This window comes from Deinococcus detaillensis, assembly GCF_007280555.1.
In the GTDB taxonomy this organism is placed as follows: domain Bacteria; phylum Deinococcota; class Deinococci; order Deinococcales; family Deinococcaceae; genus Deinococcus; species Deinococcus detaillensis.
Genome location: NZ_VKDB01000004.1, coordinates 150862 through 171717 on the forward strand (window position 1 = coordinate 150862; position 20856 = coordinate 171717).

The following is a 20856-nucleotide window of genomic DNA, read 5'->3' on the forward strand; positions in this document are numbered from 1 at the left end:
GGATTGAGGGCTGCCGAACAATAAAACGAAGTTTCTAATGTTGGGAATGACAAAAAGGGAAATCACACAGCAAAAGCAGGCCAAAAATCACCAAAAACGCGGGCACAGGTTTGAGAAGGGGGCGCACTCCACTCCGAAAAGTAGAGTGCGCCGCCTCAGAACAATTACTTAACCGTCACCTTGAAGGTGGCGCTGATGCTCTCACCGGGCTTGAGGATGTCGGCATTGGTAATGTTGCCGTCATTGTTGGTGTCTACGCCGGTGTAGATGGTGCTGCCATCAGGCTGGGGCGCAGCCGGAGCATTGGCGCTCCACGTGGTGCCGTTGGTGCTGTAGAGCACCTTGCCGGTGGAGGTGGAGGTGGCCGCAAAGCTGACGTAGTTGGTATTGGCCGGAACAGTGTCCTTCAAGATCGCCTTGACGATGTTGGCGTTGGCCTTGTTGGTTCCGGAGATGGTATAGGTCAGCAAATCGCCGGGCTGGGCCTTGTCCTTGTCTACAGTCTTGGTGACGACGGGCGGGGTGCCGTTGCCGCCGACCTTGACGGTGTCGTTAGTGTCAGGGATGGTGCCTGAGATGGGCGAGACAGCTTTCTGATTGATGGTATAGGTGCCCTGAGCCGAGGCGCACGGCACGGGGATAACCGCCACCAGCTTGAGGGTCGCGCCAGGAGCGATAGGGCCGGTGTCTTGGCCGCCAGCCACGGTGGGCAGGGCAACTTCGCCCGCGTCCAACATGCCGTTGGCATTGGTATCGGTGTAGTAGGTCACGTTGACGGTCTGGTCGGCACCGCTGGTCAGCTTAACGACGGTGCTGCCGGAGATCACGAAGCGGTCAGGTGCGCCGCCCGTGTTCTTGACGCCCATCGGCAAGAAGGCGTTGGTGGTGTTGGTGCAGACCTTGGGATCCACGTTGACCGCTGTGGGGTCCTTGGGATCGGGGCTGGCCGGGGTGGCCGGAACGGCGGGGATGGGGGTGGGATCGGTGCCGGGATTCTTGGGATCCACGTCACCGAACTTGGCTCCCGGCAGGTTGACGATGTCCTTGGTGGTGTCGGTCTTGGTAGGATCGTTGCCGCTGATGACCGTCAGGGTCACAGTGGGCTGCTTGGTCGCGTCGGCAGAGGTCGAGCCAGCAAGCAGCGTCACTTTCACGAGGATATCGGTGGTGCCACCGGGGTTCACGCTGGGCGTCTGGGTAAACGGCGTGCCGTCAGGGTTGAGCAGCACGGTGGTGGAGCCAGCCGGGAAATCGGCGGGGTTGGTCGTCACCGTGAAGATGTCGGGACGGTTGCCGTTGTTCTTGATGGTGTTGGTGAAGGTAATGGTGGTGGTGGTGGTGGTGGCGTTGGCCGTCTGGGTGTCTTTGCCGTTCTGGTCAGGGGTGATCGGCACGCCTTCAGGCGAGGTGTAGACCGGGGTGCCGCCAACCGCCGTGGGATCGTTCTTCGGCCCGATGACGCCGCCGTCCTGACGGGCGATGGTGGTGGTGTTGGAGTTGTTGGCATCAATGGGCAAGTTGATGACGAGGCCCTGATCCTTGGCAGCGTTGGGGTTGCGGGTGCCGGTCGGGTCTGCGCCGTATTTTTCGGTGTTCAGGGCCGTGGTGGGGACGGTATAGACCTGGTAGAACTTGACGGTCTGATCCTGATTGACACCGCTGATGGTCGTGATCGGCGTTCCCGCTGCTGTAAGTTCGGCAGGGCTAACAAGGCCGTCGTTGTTGGTGTCGGGATTGGTGAGGTAATAAAGCACATTGGTGCCGGGCTTGACCACGCCGGTGGGATCAGGCAGGTTGCCCAAGGTGTACGACTCGCCCGGTACGTTGCCGGTGTTGGTGATCTGGTAAGGAAACACGACCACGTCGCCGGGCTTGCCGTTGTTGTTGGTCTGACCAGGCTTGGTGTAGTCCGGCTTGGTCACGTCTGCACTGCCGTCGTTGGGGGTCAGCACAAAGCTCGGCACCGGAGTAACTGTCGTCTTGACGGGCGGTGAGTCCACCGGGGGCTGCTCAGTGCCGCCAAAATCCGAAAAGTTCAGGGTGGCGGTGTTGGTGATGACAGTTCCAGCAGGAGTGGCTGTCGCGCCTGCCGCGCTTACTGCCATTGCCGCCATCAAAGAAACAATTGACCAGTACTTTTTCATATCTTCTCCTCCGCACTCAAAATGCGGCTACTGCTAAAAATCTGCCGGGTTGGCAATACTTGTTGGCGCTGCTTCAAAGAACCCGCTCAATTGACTTTCACGCGAAAGCTGAGCTTTAACGTTTCGTCCGGCTTTAAGGTGTCGAGCAGCCAGCGCACATTGGTGTATTCGCTGGATTTGATCTCGCGCGTGACCGATTTACCTTCGACGGTTTCGGTGCACTTCAGAGGAGCTTCGGCGTAAGCCAGCGCTTTTCCGGCACAAGCAGCCGTGAACTGGGTCGTCCAGCGGTCATTGCTCGGGGTGACCGAGCCGAGAAATTGAGTACCTTGCGGAATGGGAACGCCGACTCTGATCTTGTTGAGCACTTTGCCCGAAACATTTTGGGCCGTGACTTCTTCGATCAGCACTGCGCCGGGCAACACTGAAGACGGCGCAGAAACGCGCTCCTCAGCGGCTTTACCATCTTTTTGCACAGTGCGGATCAGGTCTTGGTCGAGGGTAAGTTTGACAGGCGACGCACTTTGTGCAGCGGCCGCCCCCCAGAGTCCAATACTCAAACCGGCGAGAAGGAAAAGTTGACATTTCATCAAGTGCCTCCAAAACCAAAAAAAATCGACAGCCGAGTAAGCTTTCGCTCTACTCATTCTGTCGGTCGCGCCACTCGCTCCGCATCTGGTAAGGCGCCCGAATAGGCCAGATGTTTCATCGCTCCTGAACAAGCTGATAGTAGCTCAATCTCAGGGTCCTCATGCAACCCCCTCCTATGAGAAGTTTTTCATAGTCAGGGGGGGTTGACACCGGAAATTGTAACAGGTTCTCTTAAGCGGGAGTGAAGTTTTCTGCAAAAAGCCGTCTAGGGCGAGATTTTTTTCATGGCACTCTCTCGCCTAGGCACGTACACATTGAGCCAAAAATGGGTGGACAACCCCCATTTACCCCCAGCAACCAGCCCTTAATGAGAGCGTGAGAAGGCCATTTACCCTTCATTTGCGGCTACATCCCCCCCATCTTTTTTGGATTAAAGACAGATGCACCGGCTGATTAGGTGATTCTTAGTGAAATTTATTGGCCGCTTGAAGCAGTATCAACGGCCAATTCGGTGACACCGCACCTACCGGGCTGCCCACTTCAGCTCAAGACAAGCGCTGCTGTCCTTAAACGCCGTAGCGCCCCGACAGGGCCTTCTCGACTGGTGTGCCTGTCGCGCCGTCAAAGGCGTCAATCTCTTCGATGAAGCGGTCAAACAGGTAACGGCTGTCGTGCGGCCCCGGCGAGGCTTCAGGGTGGTACTGGACACTGAACACCGGGTAGCGGCTGTGGGCCATGCCCTCTAGGGTCTGGTCGTTGAGATTGAGGTGGGTCGCCACGAATTCGCCGTTGGGGATGCTGGCCAAGTCCACTGCGTAGCCGTGATTTTGGGCAGTAATTTCGACGTTGCTGGTCAGCAAGTTCTTGACCGGTTGGTTGCCGCCCCGGTGTCCGAATTTCATTTTGAAGGTCTGACCGCCCGCCGCCAAGCCCAAAATCTGGTGGCCGAGGCAAATCCCGAAGGTGGGCAGCAGGCCCATCAGTTCCCAAGCGGTGCGGTGGGCGTAAGTCGGCGCGGACGGATCGCCTGGGCCATTGGACAAAAACAAACCGTGTGGCTGGAGCGCCATCACCTGCGCGGCGGTGGTCTGGGCCGGAACCACAATCGGCTCGATACCGACTTCCGCGAGGCGCTCGATAATGGTGTGCTTGATGCCGAAATCCATCAAGACCACCCGCTTGCCGTGCTTGAGCGTCGGGAAAGCGTAGGGCAAGGCGGTGGTGACTTCTTGGGTCATGTCACGCCCGTCGATGTCTTCATGCTGAAGCGCCCGCTGCACCAGCGCCATTTCTTCTTCCACGCTGAATTCGCCGTAGGAATCTTCGGGATGGGTAAAACTGCGGTGCGCTACCACACCTTTGACCACGCCGCCTTCACGCAAGCGCCTCACCAGAGCGCGGGTGTCGATGCCCTGAATACTGACGACACCGTGACTCTGCATAAACGATTCCAGCGACTCTTGGGCGCGGTAATTGGAAAAGCCGTCGCTGAACTCGCGCCCGATGAATCCGCGTACGAACGGCTTGTTGCTCTCCATATCGTAGATTGCCACGCCGTAGTTGCCGATATGCGGATACGTCATGGCGACGATTTGGCCGTTGTAGCTGGGGTCAGTCATGATCTCTTGGTAGCCGGTCATGGAGGTGTTGAAGACCACTTCGCCTACTGTTTCGCCCCGGTGCCCGAAAGCGTAGCCCCGGTACACGGTGCCGTCTTCCAGCGCCAGCACTGCACGTTCTTTACGAATCATTTTCCTCTCCTCCATTTGCGCCTCTCGGGACGCCTTTGATGGTGCCGTCAGCATAGTAGCGGGCCGTCGCCAGCGCTACCGTCTGCGGCGCACATCTTTTCTGTATGCAAGCAGTATGCAGCCCTAAAAAAGCTGCCCGACTGATTCTACAGCGGCAGGCAGCTTTTTTGAGGGAAATCGGCCAACACTCAACTTAAGTGGAATGTGGCCAAATTGTATTTTCTTGCAGATTTACTGAATAAAGATTAAAAAAGAGGTTAGCCGCCCAGCTTTTATTTGCCCCAGCGGTAAGCCACTTTGGACTGAGTGACGATGAGATTGTTGCTGACGCTGCTCTGCGAGGACATGCCGCCGTAGCGGTTAATCAGATCGGTGGTCACTGCCGCGACTGGTTTAAGCACACCTTCCATAGCCTTCATATCGGCTTGGCCGGCGCTGGCCGTAAACAGTTTCATCAGCTGGGCGTTGGTGACTTTTTGCGGAGCGCGGGCGTACTGCCACCCGGCAGAGCCGCTGGTCGTCAGGTTCGCCGCCATGAACTTGGGATCGCTCGCCAATTTGGGCGCGTTCTCGGCCAGCGCCGCCGCCAAGGCTTTTTGGCTGAAAGCGGTGACGAGGTAACCGTCTTTGAAGGCGTAGACCATTTTGAGACTGCCCAGCATGGCATTGACCTGCTTGATGCTGCTGGCCGCGCCCGCCAGCGCTCCCAGTTCCATTTCGGAGCTGGCCATTCCCTGAAGGCCGCTGAGGTTGGCTTTGTTCATCATCTTGTCCAGCGTCTTGGCAACGCCCGCGACGGCCATGTTGACCGAGGCGGCGTATTTGGGCATGGCCGCCTGAGCCGCCGCCATGTCGCTGACTTTTTGATAAGTGACTGTGTAATCGAACGACTGCGCGGTATTGGCAGAATTGAAGCTGGCCACCATGCCGCCTGCCAAAGTGACCTGAGCGCACTGATCGCCCAAGTAGCGTGAGGACTCTTCCAAGTAGCTAGACAGCTGGCTGTCGGTCAGGAAGCCGACCGGATCGAACAAATCGATGCGGTTGAGCCAACGGGCCGCGTAGGCGTTACTTTCAGAGGCGCAGGCGCTTGTCACCACCGTTTCGGCACTGGCAGGGATCATGTTTTGAACGTCGAAGTCGGTGGAATGGGTCAGGACGCGGTAAAGCGGCTGATCTTTGCCGTAAGCGTTGGCGGCGTGGGCCGACTGAGCGCTGAACCCCTGCGCGTTGGTGGAAAAGCCTGCCGAGTAGGTGCCCAGGGTGTCCACAGCGTCCACCACCGGCGAGAGCAGGCGCGGCAAGAAAATCTGGGCAAGCTGGTTGCGGGCGACTTTGGCGATGCCGGAAAAGTTGAGAAACAGCGACAGTTCCTGCTGGCCCACCGCTTTGGTCGGCACGCTGTAGCTCACCGAATCGCCGAGGCGTGGGGCCACTTTGCCGCTCAGGCGAGCCAAGTAGCTCATCAGCAAGCTTTTGTCGCTGGAGAGGTAGACCAGTCCTTTGGCCTGACCCACAAACATCCCGTCTTGGCGAACGAAGGGATAAACGCCGACTTTGGCTCCGGGCTTTTGTTCAATCATGCTCCGGAAAAACTCGCTGGAAAATTCGTCCACCCGCGTGACGGCAAGGAGTTGCGGCTCAAACGCCTGAGCGCCGCCGCCGACGCTGAACACGCCCGCCACCGCTTCTTTGCCGATAGAGCTTTTGAGCACTTGCTCAAAGCCCGAAATGCTGCCCATCATGCTCCGGCTCTGTTGATCGCCCATGACATTTTTCATCACGCCGCCAACGAGGCCCGTGAAGCGGTCAAGGGCCGCGCCCGCGTCGTGGGTTTCGAAGGTGAGCAGCGCTCCGGCAGGAAGTTGGTCGGTTAAGGAAGCGGCTTGGGCCGTTGCGCCGAGGGAAGAGACGAGCAGAGTCAGGGTGAGAAGTTTCTTCATACAAGCAGTGTAAGGGAAGAGGGCAAAGTCAGTCGGCTGCTTTGTCCTCTCCCCCTTTGGCTCAACTGAGTTCAAAATTGGGCGTTACGTCAGCGCCCGGAACATGGCGATTTCATTGCAGTTCTCAAAAAAGGCGCAGCGCTGGCACTCGCTCCAGACTTTGGGGTGCAGATTGGTTTTGTCGATGCGCTCAAAACCGCACTTTTCAAAAAAGCCTTGCTGATACGTCCACGCGAACAGCGCAGGCAAAGCGATGTCGCGGGCCTCATCCTCGCAGGCCGCCACCAGCTTTTTGCCGAGGCCGCGCCCCTGCATGACCGGATGAATGGCCAGTCCGCGCACTTCGGCGAGGTCGGGAGCCAGCATATGCAGGCCGCAGACGCCCACCAAGCCTTCTGCTTTGCCCTGATATGCCGCTGCAAAATACAAATGGAAGTCGCGGATATTTTCGGCCAGCAGGACGCGGCTTCTGACCAGCATTTGGCCCTGCGCTGCCCAGTAGCCGATCAGGGCGTGAATGGACTCGATATCGCTGAGACGGGCTTTGCGGGTGCTGAGAGGAGCCTCAGGGTGAACATCAGACAGGATGATCGAATCGAGCGCCAAAGTCATGCCAGCACCGCCAGAATCAGCAAATGGTGAGCGCTTAGCTCAAATCGCGCATCCAAGTGGTGCCGCCGGGACGGGTGCCCGCCGCGCGGTAGTGGGCCACTTGCGGCGCGTCGGGAAGGTCGCCCATCACGACGGCCAGCGGCACCTGCACGAAGTGAAAGCTCTCCCAGTCGCCGCCGGTGGAAAACATGTACAGCACTTTGTCGCCGTGTTGACGGGCATGCTCCACCGCGCTCTGCACCAACTGACGGCCCAAACCCTGCCCACGCGCCGAAGGCACAACCGCTGCGCCGCGCAGGAGTGAAGCGCCCTCGCCGTGTTCCAAGCCGATTGCGCCCACCGGCTGACCATTTTGCTCGAGGAGCCAGTAGGTCGTGCCGACCACCATCACGGCGTCGGGCGAGAGGCCAGCGTCCTGCATCACTTTGACGACGGCGGCGTAATCGTTGGGGGTGGCGAGGCGCAGTTGGCCTTGGGCCGTATCGGACGGAGTGGTAACAGGCTGGGTCATGGAAATTCCTCCTCAGGAAGAGAGTGCTGACGTGTAGGGCACACAATTGAAGGTGGCTGAACCACGGTTTTGAGTAAGCGTAGTTTGCACCCTTAATCGCCTGTTCGTCTAGCACTTGCGTTTTTAGACAAGATGTGGTTACTGGGCAAGGGACAATCACGCGCCCATCACCCGCTTCCAAGCTTGCTCGCGCTCAATCCAACCGCGAGACTGGCCGCTGAGCACTTGCGGGGCGCTCGGCAGGGCGGCTGAGACTTCGGCGCTGCTGACCGGCACGAAGCCGAACGGCTCCCAGAATGGGCCAGCGCCGCTGCTGAACAAATACAGTTGCTTGTCGCCGCGCAGGGTGGCATACGTCAGAGCGCTCATCACCAGCGCCCGCCCCAGCCCCCGCCGCCTTGAGGCGGGTAAGACGCTGGCCGAACGCAGCAAACTGGCCCCCTGTCCAAGCTCTAAGCCGATGCAGCCCGCCGGAATGCCGTTGAGGTCGGCCATCCAGTATGTGCAGCCCTCCAAAGTGGCGGTGATGGCGCTGCGTTCGGTGCTCAGCCCTGCCGCCAAGATGAGGTCGCGGATGGTGTCTAAATCGCTCAGCTTGGCTTGACGAATGGTGATGTGGGGCGTGGTGGACGTATCAGGAGCTAGGATCATGGATTTACCTCTGGGGAAGCGGGAGACGTGAGCCGTAAGCATGGCTTAACGCTGCTGTCGTCGCTCCTGTGCCGCTTTGAGGAAGTACCGCAGGCCCGCCCCCGCCGCTACGTCAGTGTTCCAGCGGGGAATAATGTGCAAGTGAACGTGCGGGATGTGCGCCCCGCCTGCCGGGTAGACATTCCAGCCAATGGTGTAACCGTCCGGCTTAACGCTGGCGTCCAAGTGCACCCGAACTTCGGCCAGCAGCGCGTGGGTGGCGGCGGCTTCCTCTGGCGTGAGGTCAAAGACGGTTTGGCAAGGCCGCTTGGTGACAATAAAACCGGAGTACGGCAAACCGTCTGCGTAGCGCGAGTCTTGCGAGTAGACGCACCACTCATTTTCCAGCAACACCTCACCGCCCGCGAACTCGGCCCGCGTGGAAAGAGGATTTCCGTCGGGGTGGGCCAGATGATGCGCCCACTCAGCCTGACGCTTACCGAGCAGGGTACCGCCCAGCTCCAGCGTGACGTTCACTGTTTCAGCGCCGCCTTGGCTGCTTCCACTGCTTCGCGCACCCGCTGGGGAGCAGTTCCGCCGTAGCTCAGCCGGTTCTTGACGCTTTCTTCCACCGTCAGAGTCTGGGCGATTTCGGCGCTCAGCAGCGGGTGGGCCGACTTCAATTCGTCGTCGGTGAGTTCCCAGAGCTGGCGGCCAGAGCGGGAGGCAACGCCCACCAAGCCGCCCACGACTTCATGCGCCTCGCGGAACGGCACCCCCTGACGCGCCAAAAAGTCGGCGACATCGGTGGCAGTGGAGTAACCCCGCGCAGCAGCGGCTTTAGTGATTTCAGCGTGCCAGACAGTTTTGGGCATCATCTCGGCGTACAGGCGCAGCACGATGCTCAGGGTGTCATAGCTGTCGAACACGCCCTCTTTGTCTTCCTGCAAATCTTTGTTGTAAGCCAGCGGCGTGCCTTTGACCACTGTCAGCAGGCCCATCAAGTTGCCGAACACTCGCCCCGCTTTGCCGCGTGCCAGCTCAGACACGTCGGGATTTTTCTTCTGGGGCATGATGCTGCTGCCAGTGGTGTGCGAATCAGGCAACGTCAAAAAGCCAAATTCAAAGGTGCTGTACAAAATCAGTTCTTCGCTGAGGCGCGACAAATGGGCGCTGAGAATGGCGCAGGCGCTCAGAAACTCTAGGGCGAAGTCGCGGCTGCCCACGCCGTCTAAGCTGTTGGCGGTGGGGCGGGCAAAGCCGAGGGCGGCGGCGGTAGCGTGGCGGTCAATCGGCCAAGGCGTTCCGGCCAGTGCCGAGGAGCCGAGGGGAGACTCGTCCATGCGCGTCGCGGCGTCGCGCAAGCGGCCTTCGTCGCGCTCCAGCATCGCCACATAAGCCATAAACCAGTGGCTGAGCAAGATGGGTTGGGCCACCTGCAAATGGGTGTAGCCGGGCAAAATCACTTCGGCTGACAAGTGCTTCTCGGCTTCTGCGAGCATCACGGCCCGCAGCGCCCGCGTTTTGGCGGCCAAGTCCAGCGCGGCTTCTTTGGTAAATAAGCGGAAATCCACAGCCACCTGATCGTTGCGGCTGCGGGCGGTGTGGAGCTTGCCCGCCACCGGCCCAATCCGGTCACGCAGGGCAGCTTCCACGTTCATATGCACGTCTTCACGGTCCAGTCGCCATTCAAACGTTCCGACGCGGATATCGGTGAGCACGTCATCAAGACCGCTCTGAATCTGCTCAACTTCCTCGGCGCTCAGAATCCCAACTTGGCCCAGCATGGCGACGTGCGCCAGCGAGCCGCGAATGTCTTGCTCGGCCAGGCGCTGGTCAAAGCCCACCGAGGCGTTGAAGAGTTCCACTAGGCCGTCGGTGGCTTCGGCAAAGCGGCCACCCCAGAGTTTCTTATCTTTGATGTTGATATTGGTCACGTTCAGTCTCCCGCTTTAGATTTGGATAATTTAAGTTGATTGTTCAAAACAGCAGTCATCTCCTCATCCGATACGTCTTTACAAGCCCACAATTCAGTTGCGCCTGAAATACCGATTTTGAAAAGTTTAACCACGATGTAGATAAAGAAAGCTGGAGAACGAAGGACCTCAGAATTCAAACTCTTGATGAGTTGTAGTGGCAGAGTTCCCAAACTCTGTGATTTCAGCAAACGCTGCAGCTCCAGTTCTTCCCTCGGCAACTCAGTCTTGCTTGACATACCACCGACCTCGGATTTCCCAAACTGGCAAATGCATACGCCTCCTCACTCTTCACGTACACCAGCTGCCCGGCGTCACGGGGTCTCCATGATCAAACGCAGTTCATTCGTGGAGCCAAATCCCAGCTTCTCGTAGGTGCGCTTCCCGGCATCAGAAGCATGCAGGCTGATATAGCTCACGTTCCGAATCGCGCATTCGGCCAGTAGCGCCTGCATCAAGTGTCGGGCCAGCCCCTGCCCACGCTGTGGCGTGGCCACGTAGACGTTCAGGATATAGGCCCGCGTCGTGACGAGACTACGCGGGCTGGGCGGAAACTCCTGCCAGATCACACCAGCTCCGGCCACCACCCACCCACCGGTTTCAATCAGGACGCCGGAATAAGCTCCGCTTTCCAGCCCACAGCGCAGCCATTTCAGACTATCCGCCGATGCCGCCTGCACCCGCTCCAGCGCACTGCCCATGTCGGTGTACATGGCGTCACGCTGAACCTGAATAATTTCGGCGTCCTGAGCCGTCGCTGTGCGGAGAACGTACTCCTCCGGCAAGTTCATTTACTCTGACTTGGCCTTGGCTTCAACCCGCGCCTGAACCCGCATCCTGAGGGCATTGAGCTTGATGAACGCGCCCGCATCGTGCTGGTTGTAGTCGCCGCCCGCTTCAAAGCTCACCAAGTCTTTGTCATACAAGCTGCGCGGCGCTTTGCGGCCGACCACGTCGCAGTTGCCTTTGTACAGTCTCAGGCGAGCTGTTCCGGTGACGCTCTGGGCCACGTGGTCGATGTAGACCTGCAGCGCTTCACGTTCGGGGGCAAACCAAAAGCCGTTGTAGACCAGTTCGGCATATTTGACGCCCAGCGCGTCGCGTTGGTGCAGCACCTCACGGTCAAGCGTCAGGCTTTCCACTGCGCGGCGGGCGTGATACAGCAGCGTGCCGCCGGGCGTTTCGTAGACGCCGCGCGATTTCATGCCCACGAAGCGGTTTTCCACCAGGTCGATCCGGCCCACACCGTTGCGGCCGCCGATCTGATTGGCTTTGGTCAGCAGTTCGGCAGGGCTCAGTTGCTCGCCGTTAATGCTGACCGGATCGCCGTTCACGAACTCCACTTCCACATATTCAGCTTCGTTGGGCGCGTCTTCGGGGCTGACCGTCATCTTGAACATATGGGCAGGGGCCTCCGTCCAAGGGTCTTCAAGAACGCCGCCTTCGTAAGAAATGTGCAGCATGTTGGCGTCGGTTGACCAAGGGTCTTTTTTTGTGGTCGGCACCGGAATGTCGTTCTCGCGGGCAAACGCTTCCAAGTCGGCGCGGCCCTGAAAAGCCCAGTCGCGCCACGGAGCCACCGTCACGATGTCGGGCTTGAGGGCGTAAGCGGTCATTTCAAAACGGACTTGGTCGTTGCCCTTGCCCGTCGCGCCGTGTGAGACGGCCACCGCGCCTTCTTTTTCGGCTATTTCCACCATCTTTTTGGCAATCAAGGGGCGGGCAATGCTGGTGCCGAGGAGGTAGTAGCCTTCATATAGTGCGCTGCTGCGGAACATTGGGAAGACGTAATCGCGCACGAACTCTTCACGCAGATCGAGGGCATACGCCGCCACCGCGCCGGTTTTGAGGGCCTTGAGGCGGGCTTCTTCCACTTCGTCGCCTTGACCGAGGTCGGCAGTAAAAGCCACCACGTCATAGTTGCGCTCCGTTTGCAGCCACTTGAGAATGATGGAGGTATCTAAGCCGCCAGAATAGGCCAGCACAATTTTTTGCTTGGGAGCAGAGGTGTAGTCAGTGGCGGCGTCATCAGCAGGCTTTTGCTCAATTTGTGTCATTCGGTTATTCTCCCAGAGTCCTTGGCGTCACAGCAAATTACCCCGTACAACGGAGTCGGATTCTCCACCCGAACATCAGGCGAACCCATCTTCAGCGATCGGATGATGGATAATGACATCTTCTATGTATGGTTATACACTTTTAACGCATAGCTATGCAAGTGTCATCTGAATGCGAACCCTAACCAAAGACGAAAACCCAACTGGTCTCCCGTCACCGTAGACTGAGACCAATGCCTCACCGCCGTCATCGTTTTCCATTGATCAGTTTATTGGCTGTTTTTACGCTCTGGACTGGCAGTTTAGCCGGACTTGCCGAAACGTACACCAGCCTTAATCTCACTTTGATTCAACAGAAGGGCAATTTAAGCGTCAGCAAAAAAGTAGACGCGCCGCCAATCAACAAAGTCATTGTTAAAGATAGAGTGGCCTTTGCAACGCTCAACAGCATTTCGCCGAATTGGTCGCTTCAACTGAGCCCCGAGCGGCCAATCAGCTTAACTGTGCAGCACAATCAAGGCAACGCCAGATTAGATCTCCGCTCGCTCAAACTCAAGACTCTCAATGTGACGCAACAAGACGGCGTTTTAGAAATCTGGCTCCCCAAAAACAGTTTGGTTTTGACTCTTGACCAGCAGCAGGTGACCATCCACTTACATTTGCCAAAAAACGTCGGCATTTTGGTCAAGGCCGATCAGTTTAGCCAGGGCGAGTTGATTCTGTTCGGCAAAACAATGGCGACCGGCACAGATTCGGACGACCGCTATCAAAGCCACAACTACACCACTGCTAAAGTAAAAATCGTGGTGCATTTAACAATGATTCAGGGCCGCTTGGCAATTGACGAATGACCTCGGACTCTTCACTTCAGCGGCTGATCTGACGCGAATTTGACTTCATCCTCTATACTCAGGGTCATGTCCTTACATTCTGTTCTTAGCCGTGGGCTGAATTTTTCAGCATTTGCCTTGCTTCTCAGCAGCGCAGCACTGGCTGCCACGCCGTACAACAGCGTCAACCTCACGCTCAAACAGGAGTTGGGAAATTTGTCGCTCAGCGCCAATACTAAGGCTTCACCCATCATGGGTGTCAGCAAACCCACCGTCAAGAACGGCGTGGCTTACATCAGCGCGTCACACTCGATGGGCGACTGGGCCATCGGCCTGAGTCCAAAACTCCCCCTCAGCTTGACCTTAAACCGACAACAAGGCGACGCCGCACTTGATCTACGCTCACTTAAACTTTCGGCGCTCAGCATTACTCAGCAGCTCGGCGACCTTACTTTGAAGCTTCCTACTGCCACTTTGCAGGCGACGCTCACCCAAACGCAAGGCGACACGACCATTACTTTGCCGAGCAATGTAGGTCTGCGCTTGGATGTCAAAAAATTTACCCAAGGCACGCTCGTTATCAGCGGCAAAACTGTAGCAGACGGGTTTAACTTTAGCGGCGTTTATATGACTGCCAACTATGACAGTGCCACCTATAAAGTGGATATGACCATCAACAAAGAACAAGGCAGTTTGACGGTCAAGTAACGGCAGTCTATTAGGCCTAGTACTCCAAAAAAGTTTTGAGCCGCCGCAGCGCTTCCTGAATCTCATCTTCTTTTTTGCAAAAAGCAAACCGCATCATATAGGGCGGTGCAGGATGCTGGCGGTAAAAGGCGCTCATGGGAATCACCGCCACGCCGCCCCCGATCACCAGTTCTTCGGTGTTGACATTCGGCAAGCGGGCGGTCAGAAAGTAAGTGCCCTGCGGCGTGAACACTTCCGCGCCTAGCTGGCGCAACCCCGCCGCCAAACTTTGCATTCGGGCCTCATAACTGGCCCGCAATTGATCGTAAAAGCCGTTTTCCCGCGCCTCTATGAGTGCCGAAGCCACCGCCGCTTGAAGGGGCGCAGGGGCGCAAAACGTTGTCCACTGATGCAGGCCCGCGACTTCGGAAGCAAGGCCCTCGGGCGTAATGATCCAGCCGATGCGCCAGCCAGTCGCTTCTAAGCGCTTGCCCGCGCTGCCCACCGTAAAGGTACGTTCGGGGGCCAGTGTGCGCAGCGATATGGGCCGCTCGGCGTAATACAGTTCGTCATACACTTCGTCGCTGATCAGCCAAAAGTCGTGCTGGCGGGCCAGATCTACCACCGCTTGCAACTCGGCCCGTGTAAAAATGCTGCCGGTGGGGTTAAAGGGGCTGTTAATAATAAGCGCTTTGGTACGCGGGGTGATGGCCTGCCGAAGTGCATCAATATCCAACTCCCAGCCAGCTGCGCCCAGTACCATCGGTACGCCGACGAACTTCGCGCCGACAATTTCGGTTTGCGGCACGTAAATGTCAAAGACGGGTTCAAAGGCGATCACCTCATCGCCCGCGCCGTAGAGCGTTTGTGCCAGCGCCAGCATTGCCTCGGTTGCGCCGCAGGTGATAACCACTTGTTCCGCTTTCACCTTTAGGTCTTGGGCGACTGCCTCTCGCAGGAGGGGCAAGCCAATCGGCGGCGAATACTGATCCACTGTGCCCACCGCTTGTCTAGCGGCTTCCAGCAAAAAAGTGGGCGGCGGGTTGCTGGGAAAGCCCTGTCCCAAATTGATTGCACCGTGCTGGAGGGCGAGGCGGCTCATGCGCGAGAAAATGCTTTCGGCAGAGAGGGACGTGCGGGCGTGCAAGCTGGGCATAAGTCAGTCTGGCGCTTTGGCATAGAGTGCGGGGCGGCGCGTGCAGACAAGCACAAACCCCCACTTTTAGCAGGGGCAAAGCAAAAAGGTATTAACCAACTGGAATGAAACTGGTTCTTAAAATTTGTACATTACGCCAATACGGGCGTTGCTTCCGAATCCAACACCAGTACCAGCATTACTGACCGCAACGTTAATGCCAGCGTCAAGCTCGCCGAAAATACTCAAGGGATCGCTCAGTTGGTATTTGATCCCGCCCAAGACGTGAGGATAAACACTTACTCCAGTCACGCTGCCGACGCCGACACCCGCGCCCAAGCCAAAACCGTAATAAGGGGTCAGGCCACCAAACGTCGTGTTGGGGGTATTAACATTGATATTGGTGTTGTTGAGGTCAGTGAGGTAATCTACAGAGGCACCCACACTCAATTGACCAAAGTTAAAGTTGGTGGCATACAAGTTGAGGCTGTAGCGCACCGCTGAGCCTGAGGACAGATCCGTCTGATAATGAACAGCACCACCACTGCCTACTGAGCCACCAATGTAAGTGGAAGCGGAAGCGGTGGTGGCCGAAGCAAAGGTGAGTGCAGCAAGTCCAACGAGAATCTTATTCATAAGAGGCAGTATGAAACACTGGGCTGGCCCCTGCCCAAACGTCTTCTTAATAATAACGAGAGAAACAGCAGAACTCTGGAGAGAACGGAGCCGCTCAGTCGGCGCTGAACGTAAGGTTTTCCAAAACTTCGAGTAGCAACTCATCATCATAAAACTCACCCGGCACGTTCATGTTGCCTCCACTCCTCCTCAGCAGAACGTAGCGCACGCCCGCCTTCTGAGCCGCCTCGGCGTCGTAGTGGGTATCTCCAACCATCAGCGCAGCGCTGGCAGGTATGCCGAACTTCCTCAGCGCCACCGCCACGATGTCGGCGTCAGGTTTGCTGGCCTCCACTTCGCCTGAAGTCATGGAAATTACCTTTCTAAAAGCCTCGCTCCAGCCTCTGATCAGCGATTTGCCCTGTTTGCTGTCTGCGTCTATGCCGGTCAGCTTAGGAATGATCTTGTCGCCGCCCATGCCCATCAGGGGGCGGACTTGTTCAAAGGGCATCTCGAAGCCGTGCTGCTGAAACGACGTGACTCAAGCGCGGGCACTGGCGTCGTTGCTGTCAATTAAAGTGCCGTCGGGGTCGAGAATGACGGCCTGGAGGACAGCGGTTTGCATAGAGGAAGAGGTCATGCGGCAAGGCTAGCGGCTAAATGAACGGTGCGCGGCTTGGGCTGGCCTTGAGGATTTGCTACAGATGAGCCGAGAACACCAACGACACCCAAATGTCTTCTCTAAACCGAACCCTGTGCTTGAATGGAGAAAGTACAGCACAGGAGGCCACAACATGAAATGGAAAACCGCCATATTCCTCTCGGTGAGCTGGTTATCCACGGCACTGGCGCAGACATCCACCCCAGTGACCGCAGATAAAGTGACCGTGCAGACGACTCAGGGAGCCGTGATCGGAACTCAGGGAACAGTCAATACTTTTTTGGGCCTGCCTTACGCCGCGCCGCCGCTCGGGGATTTGCGCTGGAAGCCGCCGCAGCCGCCCACGAGTTGGATAGCCCCCCGTTCAGCAACCACTTTCAGTTCACAGTGTCCACAGGCCGTCATCGGTTTGTTCGCCCTGCCCGGCGAGACGCCCGGTGAGGTCAGGGGCAATGAGGACTGCTTATATCTGAACGTGTACGCGCCCAAAACGGCCACACCGCAAAGCCACCTGCCAGTCATGTTCTGGATTCACGGCGGCGCTTTTACTGCCGGGTCGGCCAGCACCTATGACGGCAGCATTCTGGCCGAGAAAAATGACATGGTGGTGGTGACGGTCAATTACCGTCTGGGAGCACTGGGCTTCCTCTCGCTGCCTGCGCTAAGTGCCGAAAGCGGTGGCGAATCGGGCAACTACGGCCTGATGGATCAGCAGGCCGCTTTGAAGTGGGTACGGCAAAACATTGCGGCATTCGGCGGCGATCCGCAGCGGGTGACAGTGGCCGGGGAATCCGCCGGGGCCATGAGCATCTGCGCTCAGCTCACTTCACCGCAGGCCGCCGGACTCTTCGAGGGGGCCATTCTTCAAAGTGGGCTGTGTACCAGTCCCGGCAACGCGGTGACGCTCGCAGACGCAGCGCAGCGCAATGTCCGTTACGCCAGCAATCTGGGGTGCCGCGCCGATGACTTGGTTTGTCTGCGAAACGTTGATCCGGCCAAGCTCGCGCTGACCAAGGTGCCGGGGCTCAGGCCCGCCAGCAATCTGGTGTGGTCGCCCGTCTACGCTTCGGGCCTGCTGCCCCTGACCTTGCAAGACGCCTTCGCGCAGGGCAAATTCAGCCGCATTCCCGTGATGAGCGGTACCAACCACGACGAGGGCCGCCTGTTTGTCTCGGTGGCCTCTCCAGAGGGAAAACCGATCAGCCCAGTGCTGTACTGGGGCGCGGCGGGCCTGACAGCGGGAGCAGGCAACGCGGTGAATGTGCTCTCAAAATATCCCTACCGCCGCTACGGCACGCCCGCGCTGGCTTTCGCAACCTTGTTTACCGACGCTGTATTCAGCTGCCCAGCGCTGCGCGTCGATGACGCTTTGTCGCAGTACGTTCCGGTGTACGCTTTTGAGTTCGCTGATCCCCAAGCGGCCACCACCATCAAGTCACCCGCTGACCTGCCAGGAATGGGATCGGCGCATTCCAGCAGTCTGGTCTACGCCTTCCAGACCAGCGTCCCCGGACTGGCCGATTCGGCTCAGCTCAGCCCGGCGCAGCGCTCGCTCTCCGATCTCTTCAGCTCAGCGTGGGCGACTTTTGTCAAGACGGGCAACCCCAATCCAGTGGGCAAGACGGATTGGCGGGCCTATAGCAGTGAGCGGCAAAACGTGCAGGTCTTTACGCCCAGCAGCGTACAGGAAAGCACCGCCTTCGCCGCCGAGCACCAATGCCCTTTTTGGCTGGGACTGAATCTGAAATAAGCAAAATCACGATACAAGAGAAGGCCCCCATCCACATTTCAGATGGAGGCCTTCTCTTTTTTAGCTCAAAACGATTCTACCGCCCCGCCAAAACCGTCCAAATCGCCGGATTGGCAACCAAGCCGTAGGCCAGATTCGGCAGGACGCCCAGCACAGTGACGCCGACCACGCCCAACACCACAGCGGCGGTGGTGGGCGTGCGCTCGCCCGGATACTCGCGGGCAGGGGTACGGTCATGCATGAACATCAGCATGGCGGGACGAAGGTAATAAATCAGCGCCGCCACACTGCCCATCGCCGCGATGAGAGTCAGGCCGACGTAGCCGGCTTGGAAGGCGGCCTGAAACGCCAGATATTTGCCCATGAAGCCCGCGAACGGCGGTAAGCCCGCCAGCGAGGCGAGGCAAACCGCCAGCGCCACCGCGTAAGCCGGATGGCGGTAAAACAGGCCGCGCATGTCGTCGAGCGAAAAGCCTTCCTCGGTGCGCTGGAGGGCTGCCAAGACCGCAAACGCACCCGCCGTCATAAGGGTGTAGACCAGCAGGTAATAGGTCAGGGCCGGGCCGCCCGTCGCCGGATTGGCCAGCAAAGCCAGCGCCAGAAAGCCGGTGTGGGCCACTGCCGAGTAGGCCATCAGGCGCTTGAAATTGGTTTGGAAGAGTGCCCCGAGATTGCCTATCACGATGGTGGCAATAATCAGGATTTGCATCACGCCGGCCCAAGCCGGAACATTTTGCATGGCCCCGCCGAAAACGCGCAGCATTCCGGCAAAAGCGGCCACTTTGACCACCGTGCTCAGAAAGAGGCCGACGACGGTAGGCGCACCCGAATACAGATCCGGAGTCCACTGGTGAAAGGGAGCCAGCGCGACTTTGAAACCGAATCCGCACAGCAGCAGGAGTGCGCCGACCACCAGCAAACTGACGTTTTGAACTTGTAAGCCCGCCGTCGCGTCGCGGATGCCCACGTAGTTGAAGGTGCCGGTTGCGCCGTAGACCAGAGCGATGCCGTAAATCAGCGTGGCGCTGCCGACTGCGCCGAGCAGGAAGTACTTCATGCCCGCTTCCTCGGCGCGGCGGCTGTTTTGCAGGGTGGCGATCACGTAACCCGATAAACTCATAACTTCCAGGCCAATCAGCATGGTGACTAGATCACCGGAAAAAGCGATCAGCAGCGTGCCGGTCACGGCGTAGAGCAGCAACGCGTCAAATTCTGGAAAGGCCAGCTTGGCGCGGGCGGCCGTGTCGAAGCTGACCAGCAGGGTCATCAGCGAGCCGAGCAGAATAATCAGGCCGATAGAAAGCGCCACGTTATCGGCCTGCAAACTGCCGTCAAACGAAGTCAGACCGCCGTTCCAGAGCGTGACCATGCTGACACCCGACAAAACCAGCGTGACCATGCTGATGACCGTGATGGCGCGGCGCGGCAAGAAAAAGCCCAGCAAGGTGGCCGCGATTGCGCCGAGCAAGGTAATCAGAATCGGCAGCATCGGCGCGAGCGCGACGTCGGGAAGAACCAAAGCGGGATTCACAGTCCTCCTCCCAGTCCGGCCATCCAAGTCCTGACGACCGGCTGCACCAACGCCAAAGCCGGGCCGCTGTAGACGCCGAAGAAAATCGACACCGCAATCGGAGCCCCCAATATGAGCCAGTCCAAATCCTTCAGGTCATGTGCCAGCACCGCGCCAGCGGGCCGAACTTGCCAGTAGGTCGTTTGGAAGGCCGTCAGGCCGTAAGCGGCGGCGGCGATGGTGGTCAGGCCGGCGATAAAAGCGAGCCAGGGAGAGACCTGATAAGCGCCTAGCAAAATGCTGAACTCGCCCACGAAGCCGACCAAGCCGGGCACGCCGATGGAAGCGAACCAGAGGGTCATGGTCATACCGCTCAGCGCTCCGGCCTGGGTCATGATCCCGCCTACCTTGGTGCTGAGGCTGCCGACCCGCTCCTGAAGCATTCCGGCGGCCAGGAACAGAGCGCCGGTGTAGATGTTCTGGAAGGCCAGCAAAAAGAGCGCTCCGATCATGGCGGTTTCGTTCATGGAGAAGATACCCAGCCCGACAAAGCCCATGTGACTTAAGCCCGCATAGGCCAAGAGCCGCTTCCAATCGGTTTGGGAGAAGGCGATCCAGGCCGCGTAAAGGGCGGTGAAGGCCGCCAAGCCCATCAGAATCGGGCGGAATTCCAGCATGGCGTCGGGAAACAGCACCACCGCGAAACGGAACAGGCCGTAAGCGCCGACTTTGTAGAGCGTGCCCATCACGTCAGCCACACCGCTGTCGTGGTTTTGGGCGTGGAAATCGGGCAGCCAGGCGTGCATCGGAAAGAGCGGGAGCTTGACGGCCATCGCTGCCAAAAAGCCCAGAAACAGCCACGTTTGCAAAGTGCCGGTGACCGGATGCGCTTGCAAGTCCACGAGCGCAAAGGTAGGGCTGCCACCGTAATACTTGAGGCCAATGATAGAGATCAGCATCAGCAAACTGCCGAACAAGGTGTAGGCCGCGAATTTGACGAGGGCGGCCATTCGGTTGGCTTTGCCGTAAATAGCCAGCATGAGCAGAGCGGGAATCAGCGCGTCCTCGAAGAAAACATAAAACAACACCAAATCGCGGGCAGCATAAATGCCCAACAGTCCGGTTTCCATCATCAGGATCAGCGAGAGCATGGTGCCGGGGTTGGGAATGCGTTTTCCGGCGTAGATGATGGCGATCAGGGTCATGAAGGCGGTGACGATGCCGAGCAGCAAGCTGACACCGTCCATCTGCACGCTGTAAGTAACGCCCAGCGCCGGAATCCACGGAACCGAGTAATACGACAGTCCGCCGACTGACCAAGACCACAGCCCGCCCGCCAAGGTCAGGCCCGCCGCTGCGCCCGCGAACTCCTCACGCCAGCGCACCGGCACCAGGAAGATCAGCAAGCTGGCGAGAACGGGCAAGAAGATGAAGAAGTGGATCATTGAAGGCC

The 20856-nt window shown here is 58.4% G+C and carries 20 protein-coding genes and 1 riboswitch; of the genes, 3 read left to right on the forward strand and 17 right to left on the reverse strand.

From position 1 onward, the window contains the following. Positions 1 to 164 precede the first annotated feature (164 nt). From FNU79_RS06250 to FNU79_RS06305, 12 genes are all read right to left on the reverse strand, one after another. On the reverse strand, positions 165 to 2144 hold the full coding sequence (locus FNU79_RS06250; RefSeq protein ID WP_143720019.1) for a DUF11 domain-containing protein: 1980 nt from the start codon (positions 2142 to 2144) through the stop codon (positions 165 to 167). Positions 2145 to 2230: 86 nt separating this feature from the next. Beyond that, positions 2231 to 2734: a hypothetical protein gene (locus FNU79_RS06255; RefSeq protein WP_143720020.1), complete on the reverse strand. Its 504-nt coding sequence runs from the start codon at positions 2732 to 2734 to the stop codon at positions 2231 to 2233. 50 nt (positions 2735 to 2784) lie between these two features. Beyond that, positions 2785 to 2869, reverse strand: a riboswitch (cyclic di-GMP riboswitch). A 432-nt stretch (positions 2870 to 3301) separates the two neighbouring features. Further along, entirely contained in the window at positions 3302 to 4486 is a 1185-nt protein-coding gene (carA, locus tag FNU79_RS06260) for a glutamine-hydrolyzing carbamoyl-phosphate synthase small subunit (RefSeq protein ID WP_143720021.1), read from the reverse strand. Between the two features lie 272 nt (positions 4487 to 4758). Beyond that, a complete protein-coding gene (locus FNU79_RS06265) occupies positions 4759 to 6429 on the reverse strand; it encodes a hypothetical protein (protein ID WP_143720022.1) in 1671 nt (556 codons plus the stop codon). An 84-nt stretch (positions 6430 to 6513) separates the two neighbouring features. Then, a complete protein-coding gene (locus FNU79_RS06270) occupies positions 6514 to 7041 on the reverse strand; it encodes an N-acetyltransferase (protein ID WP_143720023.1) in 528 nt (175 codons plus the stop codon). A gap of 34 nt (positions 7042 to 7075) precedes the next feature. Further along, a complete protein-coding gene (locus tag FNU79_RS06275) occupies positions 7076 to 7552 on the reverse strand; it encodes a GNAT family N-acetyltransferase (protein WP_124867252.1) in 477 nt (158 codons plus the stop codon). 156 nt (positions 7553 to 7708) lie between these two features. Then, positions 7709 to 8203 carry a GNAT family N-acetyltransferase gene (locus FNU79_RS06280; protein WP_143720024.1) on the reverse strand — a complete coding sequence of 165 codons (495 nt, stop codon included), beginning with the start codon at positions 8201 to 8203 and terminating at the stop codon, positions 7709 to 7711. 45 nt (positions 8204 to 8248) lie between these two features. Next, positions 8249 to 8719 carry an HIT family protein gene (locus tag FNU79_RS06285; RefSeq protein WP_185974625.1) on the reverse strand — a complete coding sequence of 157 codons (471 nt, stop codon included), beginning with the start codon at positions 8717 to 8719 and terminating at the stop codon, positions 8249 to 8251. Beyond that, positions 8716 to 10119: an argininosuccinate lyase gene (argH, locus tag FNU79_RS06290; RefSeq protein ID WP_185974626.1), complete on the reverse strand. Its 1404-nt coding sequence runs from the start codon at positions 10117 to 10119 to the stop codon at positions 8716 to 8718. The genes FNU79_RS06285 and argH overlap by 4 nt, the downstream gene beginning before the upstream one ends. Before the next feature lie 2 nt (positions 10120 to 10121). Further along, positions 10122 to 10397, reverse strand: coding sequence for a hypothetical protein (locus FNU79_RS06295; RefSeq protein WP_143720026.1), 276 nt, complete (start codon positions 10395 to 10397; stop codon positions 10122 to 10124). 75 nt (positions 10398 to 10472) lie between these two features. Next, complete coding sequence (locus FNU79_RS06300; protein ID WP_143720027.1) at positions 10473 to 10949, reverse strand: GNAT family N-acetyltransferase; 477 nt, start codon at positions 10947 to 10949, stop codon at positions 10473 to 10475. Continuing rightward, positions 10950 to 12215: an argininosuccinate synthase gene (locus FNU79_RS06305; RefSeq protein ID WP_143720028.1), complete on the reverse strand. Its 1266-nt coding sequence runs from the start codon at positions 12213 to 12215 to the stop codon at positions 10950 to 10952. 233 nt (positions 12216 to 12448) lie between these two features. On the opposite strand from FNU79_RS06305, the gene FNU79_RS06310 reads away from it, so the two are divergent. Both FNU79_RS06310 and FNU79_RS06315 read left to right on the forward strand, forming a co-directional pair. Next, entirely contained in the window at positions 12449 to 13066 is a 618-nt protein-coding gene (locus FNU79_RS06310) for a hypothetical protein (protein WP_143720029.1), read from the forward strand. A 66-nt stretch (positions 13067 to 13132) separates the two neighbouring features. Then, the gene (locus FNU79_RS06315; protein WP_143720030.1) at positions 13133 to 13753 is read left to right on the forward strand and encodes a DUF4097 family beta strand repeat-containing protein; all 621 of its coding nucleotides are present in this window, start codon (positions 13133 to 13135) and stop codon (positions 13751 to 13753) included. A 16-nt stretch (positions 13754 to 13769) separates the two neighbouring features. Here FNU79_RS06315 and FNU79_RS06320 read toward each other — a convergent pair whose 3' ends face one another. The 3 genes from FNU79_RS06320 to FNU79_RS06330 form a co-directional block, all read right to left on the reverse strand. Further along, a complete protein-coding gene (locus FNU79_RS06320) occupies positions 13770 to 14888 on the reverse strand; it encodes a pyridoxal phosphate-dependent aminotransferase (RefSeq protein WP_143720031.1) in 1119 nt (372 codons plus the stop codon). A 117-nt stretch (positions 14889 to 15005) separates the two neighbouring features. Continuing rightward, complete coding sequence (locus tag FNU79_RS06325) at positions 15006 to 15503, reverse strand: hypothetical protein (protein ID WP_143720032.1); 498 nt, start codon at positions 15501 to 15503, stop codon at positions 15006 to 15008. A 94-nt stretch (positions 15504 to 15597) separates the two neighbouring features. Continuing rightward, complete coding sequence (locus FNU79_RS06330) at positions 15598 to 15993, reverse strand: HAD-IA family hydrolase (protein WP_143720033.1); 396 nt, start codon at positions 15991 to 15993, stop codon at positions 15598 to 15600. 283 nt (positions 15994 to 16276) lie between these two features. Between FNU79_RS06330 and FNU79_RS06335 the strand changes: the two genes are divergently transcribed. Further along, positions 16277 to 17893: a carboxylesterase/lipase family protein gene (locus FNU79_RS06335; RefSeq protein ID WP_185974627.1), complete on the forward strand. Its 1617-nt coding sequence runs from the start codon at positions 16277 to 16279 to the stop codon at positions 17891 to 17893. A 76-nt stretch (positions 17894 to 17969) separates the two neighbouring features. Here the strand turns inward: FNU79_RS06335 and FNU79_RS06340 are convergent, their stop codons facing one another. Further along, entirely contained in the window at positions 17970 to 19382 is a 1413-nt protein-coding gene (locus tag FNU79_RS06340; RefSeq protein ID WP_143720107.1) for an NADH-quinone oxidoreductase subunit N, read from the reverse strand. Positions 19383 to 19420: 38 nt separating this feature from the next. Next, complete coding sequence (locus tag FNU79_RS06345) at positions 19421 to 20848, reverse strand: NADH-quinone oxidoreductase subunit M (protein WP_143720035.1); 1428 nt, start codon at positions 20846 to 20848, stop codon at positions 19421 to 19423. Between the last annotated feature and the right edge of the window lie 8 nt (positions 20849 to 20856).

Excerpts from the sequence above, each read along its gene's own strand:
- FNU79_RS06340 (WP_143720107.1), bottom strand. The coding sequence starts at position 19,382 with ATGCTGCCGATTCTGATTACCTTGCTCGGCGCAATCGCGGCCACCTTG.
- FNU79_RS06265 (WP_143720022.1), bottom strand. The coding sequence starts at position 6,429 with ATGAAGAAACTTCTCACCCTGACTCTGCTCGTCTCTTCCCTCGGCGCA.
- FNU79_RS06330 (WP_143720033.1), bottom strand. The coding sequence starts at position 15,993 with ATGCCCTTTGAACAAGTCCGCCCCCTGATGGGCATGGGCGGCGACAAG.
- FNU79_RS06320 (WP_143720031.1), bottom strand. The coding sequence starts at position 14,888 with ATGCCCAGCTTGCACGCCCGCACGTCCCTCTCTGCCGAAAGCATTTTC.
- FNU79_RS06280 (WP_143720024.1), bottom strand. The coding sequence starts at position 8,203 with ATGATCCTAGCTCCTGATACGTCCACCACGCCCCACATCACCATTCGT.
- FNU79_RS06300 (WP_143720027.1), bottom strand. The coding sequence starts at position 10,949 with ATGAACTTGCCGGAGGAGTACGTTCTCCGCACAGCGACGGCTCAGGAC.
- FNU79_RS06315 (WP_143720030.1), top strand. The coding sequence starts at position 13,133 with ATGTCCTTACATTCTGTTCTTAGCCGTGGGCTGAATTTTTCAGCATTT.
- FNU79_RS06310 (WP_143720029.1), top strand. The coding sequence starts at position 12,449 with ATGCCTCACCGCCGTCATCGTTTTCCATTGATCAGTTTATTGGCTGTT.
- FNU79_RS06325 (WP_143720032.1), bottom strand. The coding sequence starts at position 15,503 with ATGAATAAGATTCTCGTTGGACTTGCTGCACTCACCTTTGCTTCGGCC.
- FNU79_RS06305 (WP_143720028.1), bottom strand. The coding sequence starts at position 12,215 with ATGACACAAATTGAGCAAAAGCCTGCTGATGACGCCGCCACTGACTAC.
- FNU79_RS06335 (WP_185974627.1), top strand. The coding sequence starts at position 16,277 with ATGAAATGGAAAACCGCCATATTCCTCTCGGTGAGCTGGTTATCCACG.
- FNU79_RS06275 (WP_124867252.1), bottom strand. The coding sequence starts at position 7,552 with ATGACCCAGCCTGTTACCACTCCGTCCGATACGGCCCAAGGCCAACTG.
- carA (WP_143720021.1), bottom strand. The coding sequence starts at position 4,486 with ATGATTCGTAAAGAACGTGCAGTGCTGGCGCTGGAAGACGGCACCGTG.
- FNU79_RS06270 (WP_143720023.1), bottom strand. The coding sequence starts at position 7,041 with ATGACTTTGGCGCTCGATTCGATCATCCTGTCTGATGTTCACCCTGAG.
- FNU79_RS06345 (WP_143720035.1), bottom strand. The coding sequence starts at position 20,848 with ATGATCCACTTCTTCATCTTCTTGCCCGTTCTCGCCAGCTTGCTGATC.
- FNU79_RS06295 (WP_143720026.1), bottom strand. The coding sequence starts at position 10,397 with ATGTCAAGCAAGACTGAGTTGCCGAGGGAAGAACTGGAGCTGCAGCGT.
- FNU79_RS06255 (WP_143720020.1), bottom strand. The coding sequence starts at position 2,734 with ATGAAATGTCAACTTTTCCTTCTCGCCGGTTTGAGTATTGGACTCTGG.
- FNU79_RS06250 (WP_143720019.1), bottom strand. The coding sequence starts at position 2,144 with ATGAAAAAGTACTGGTCAATTGTTTCTTTGATGGCGGCAATGGCAGTA.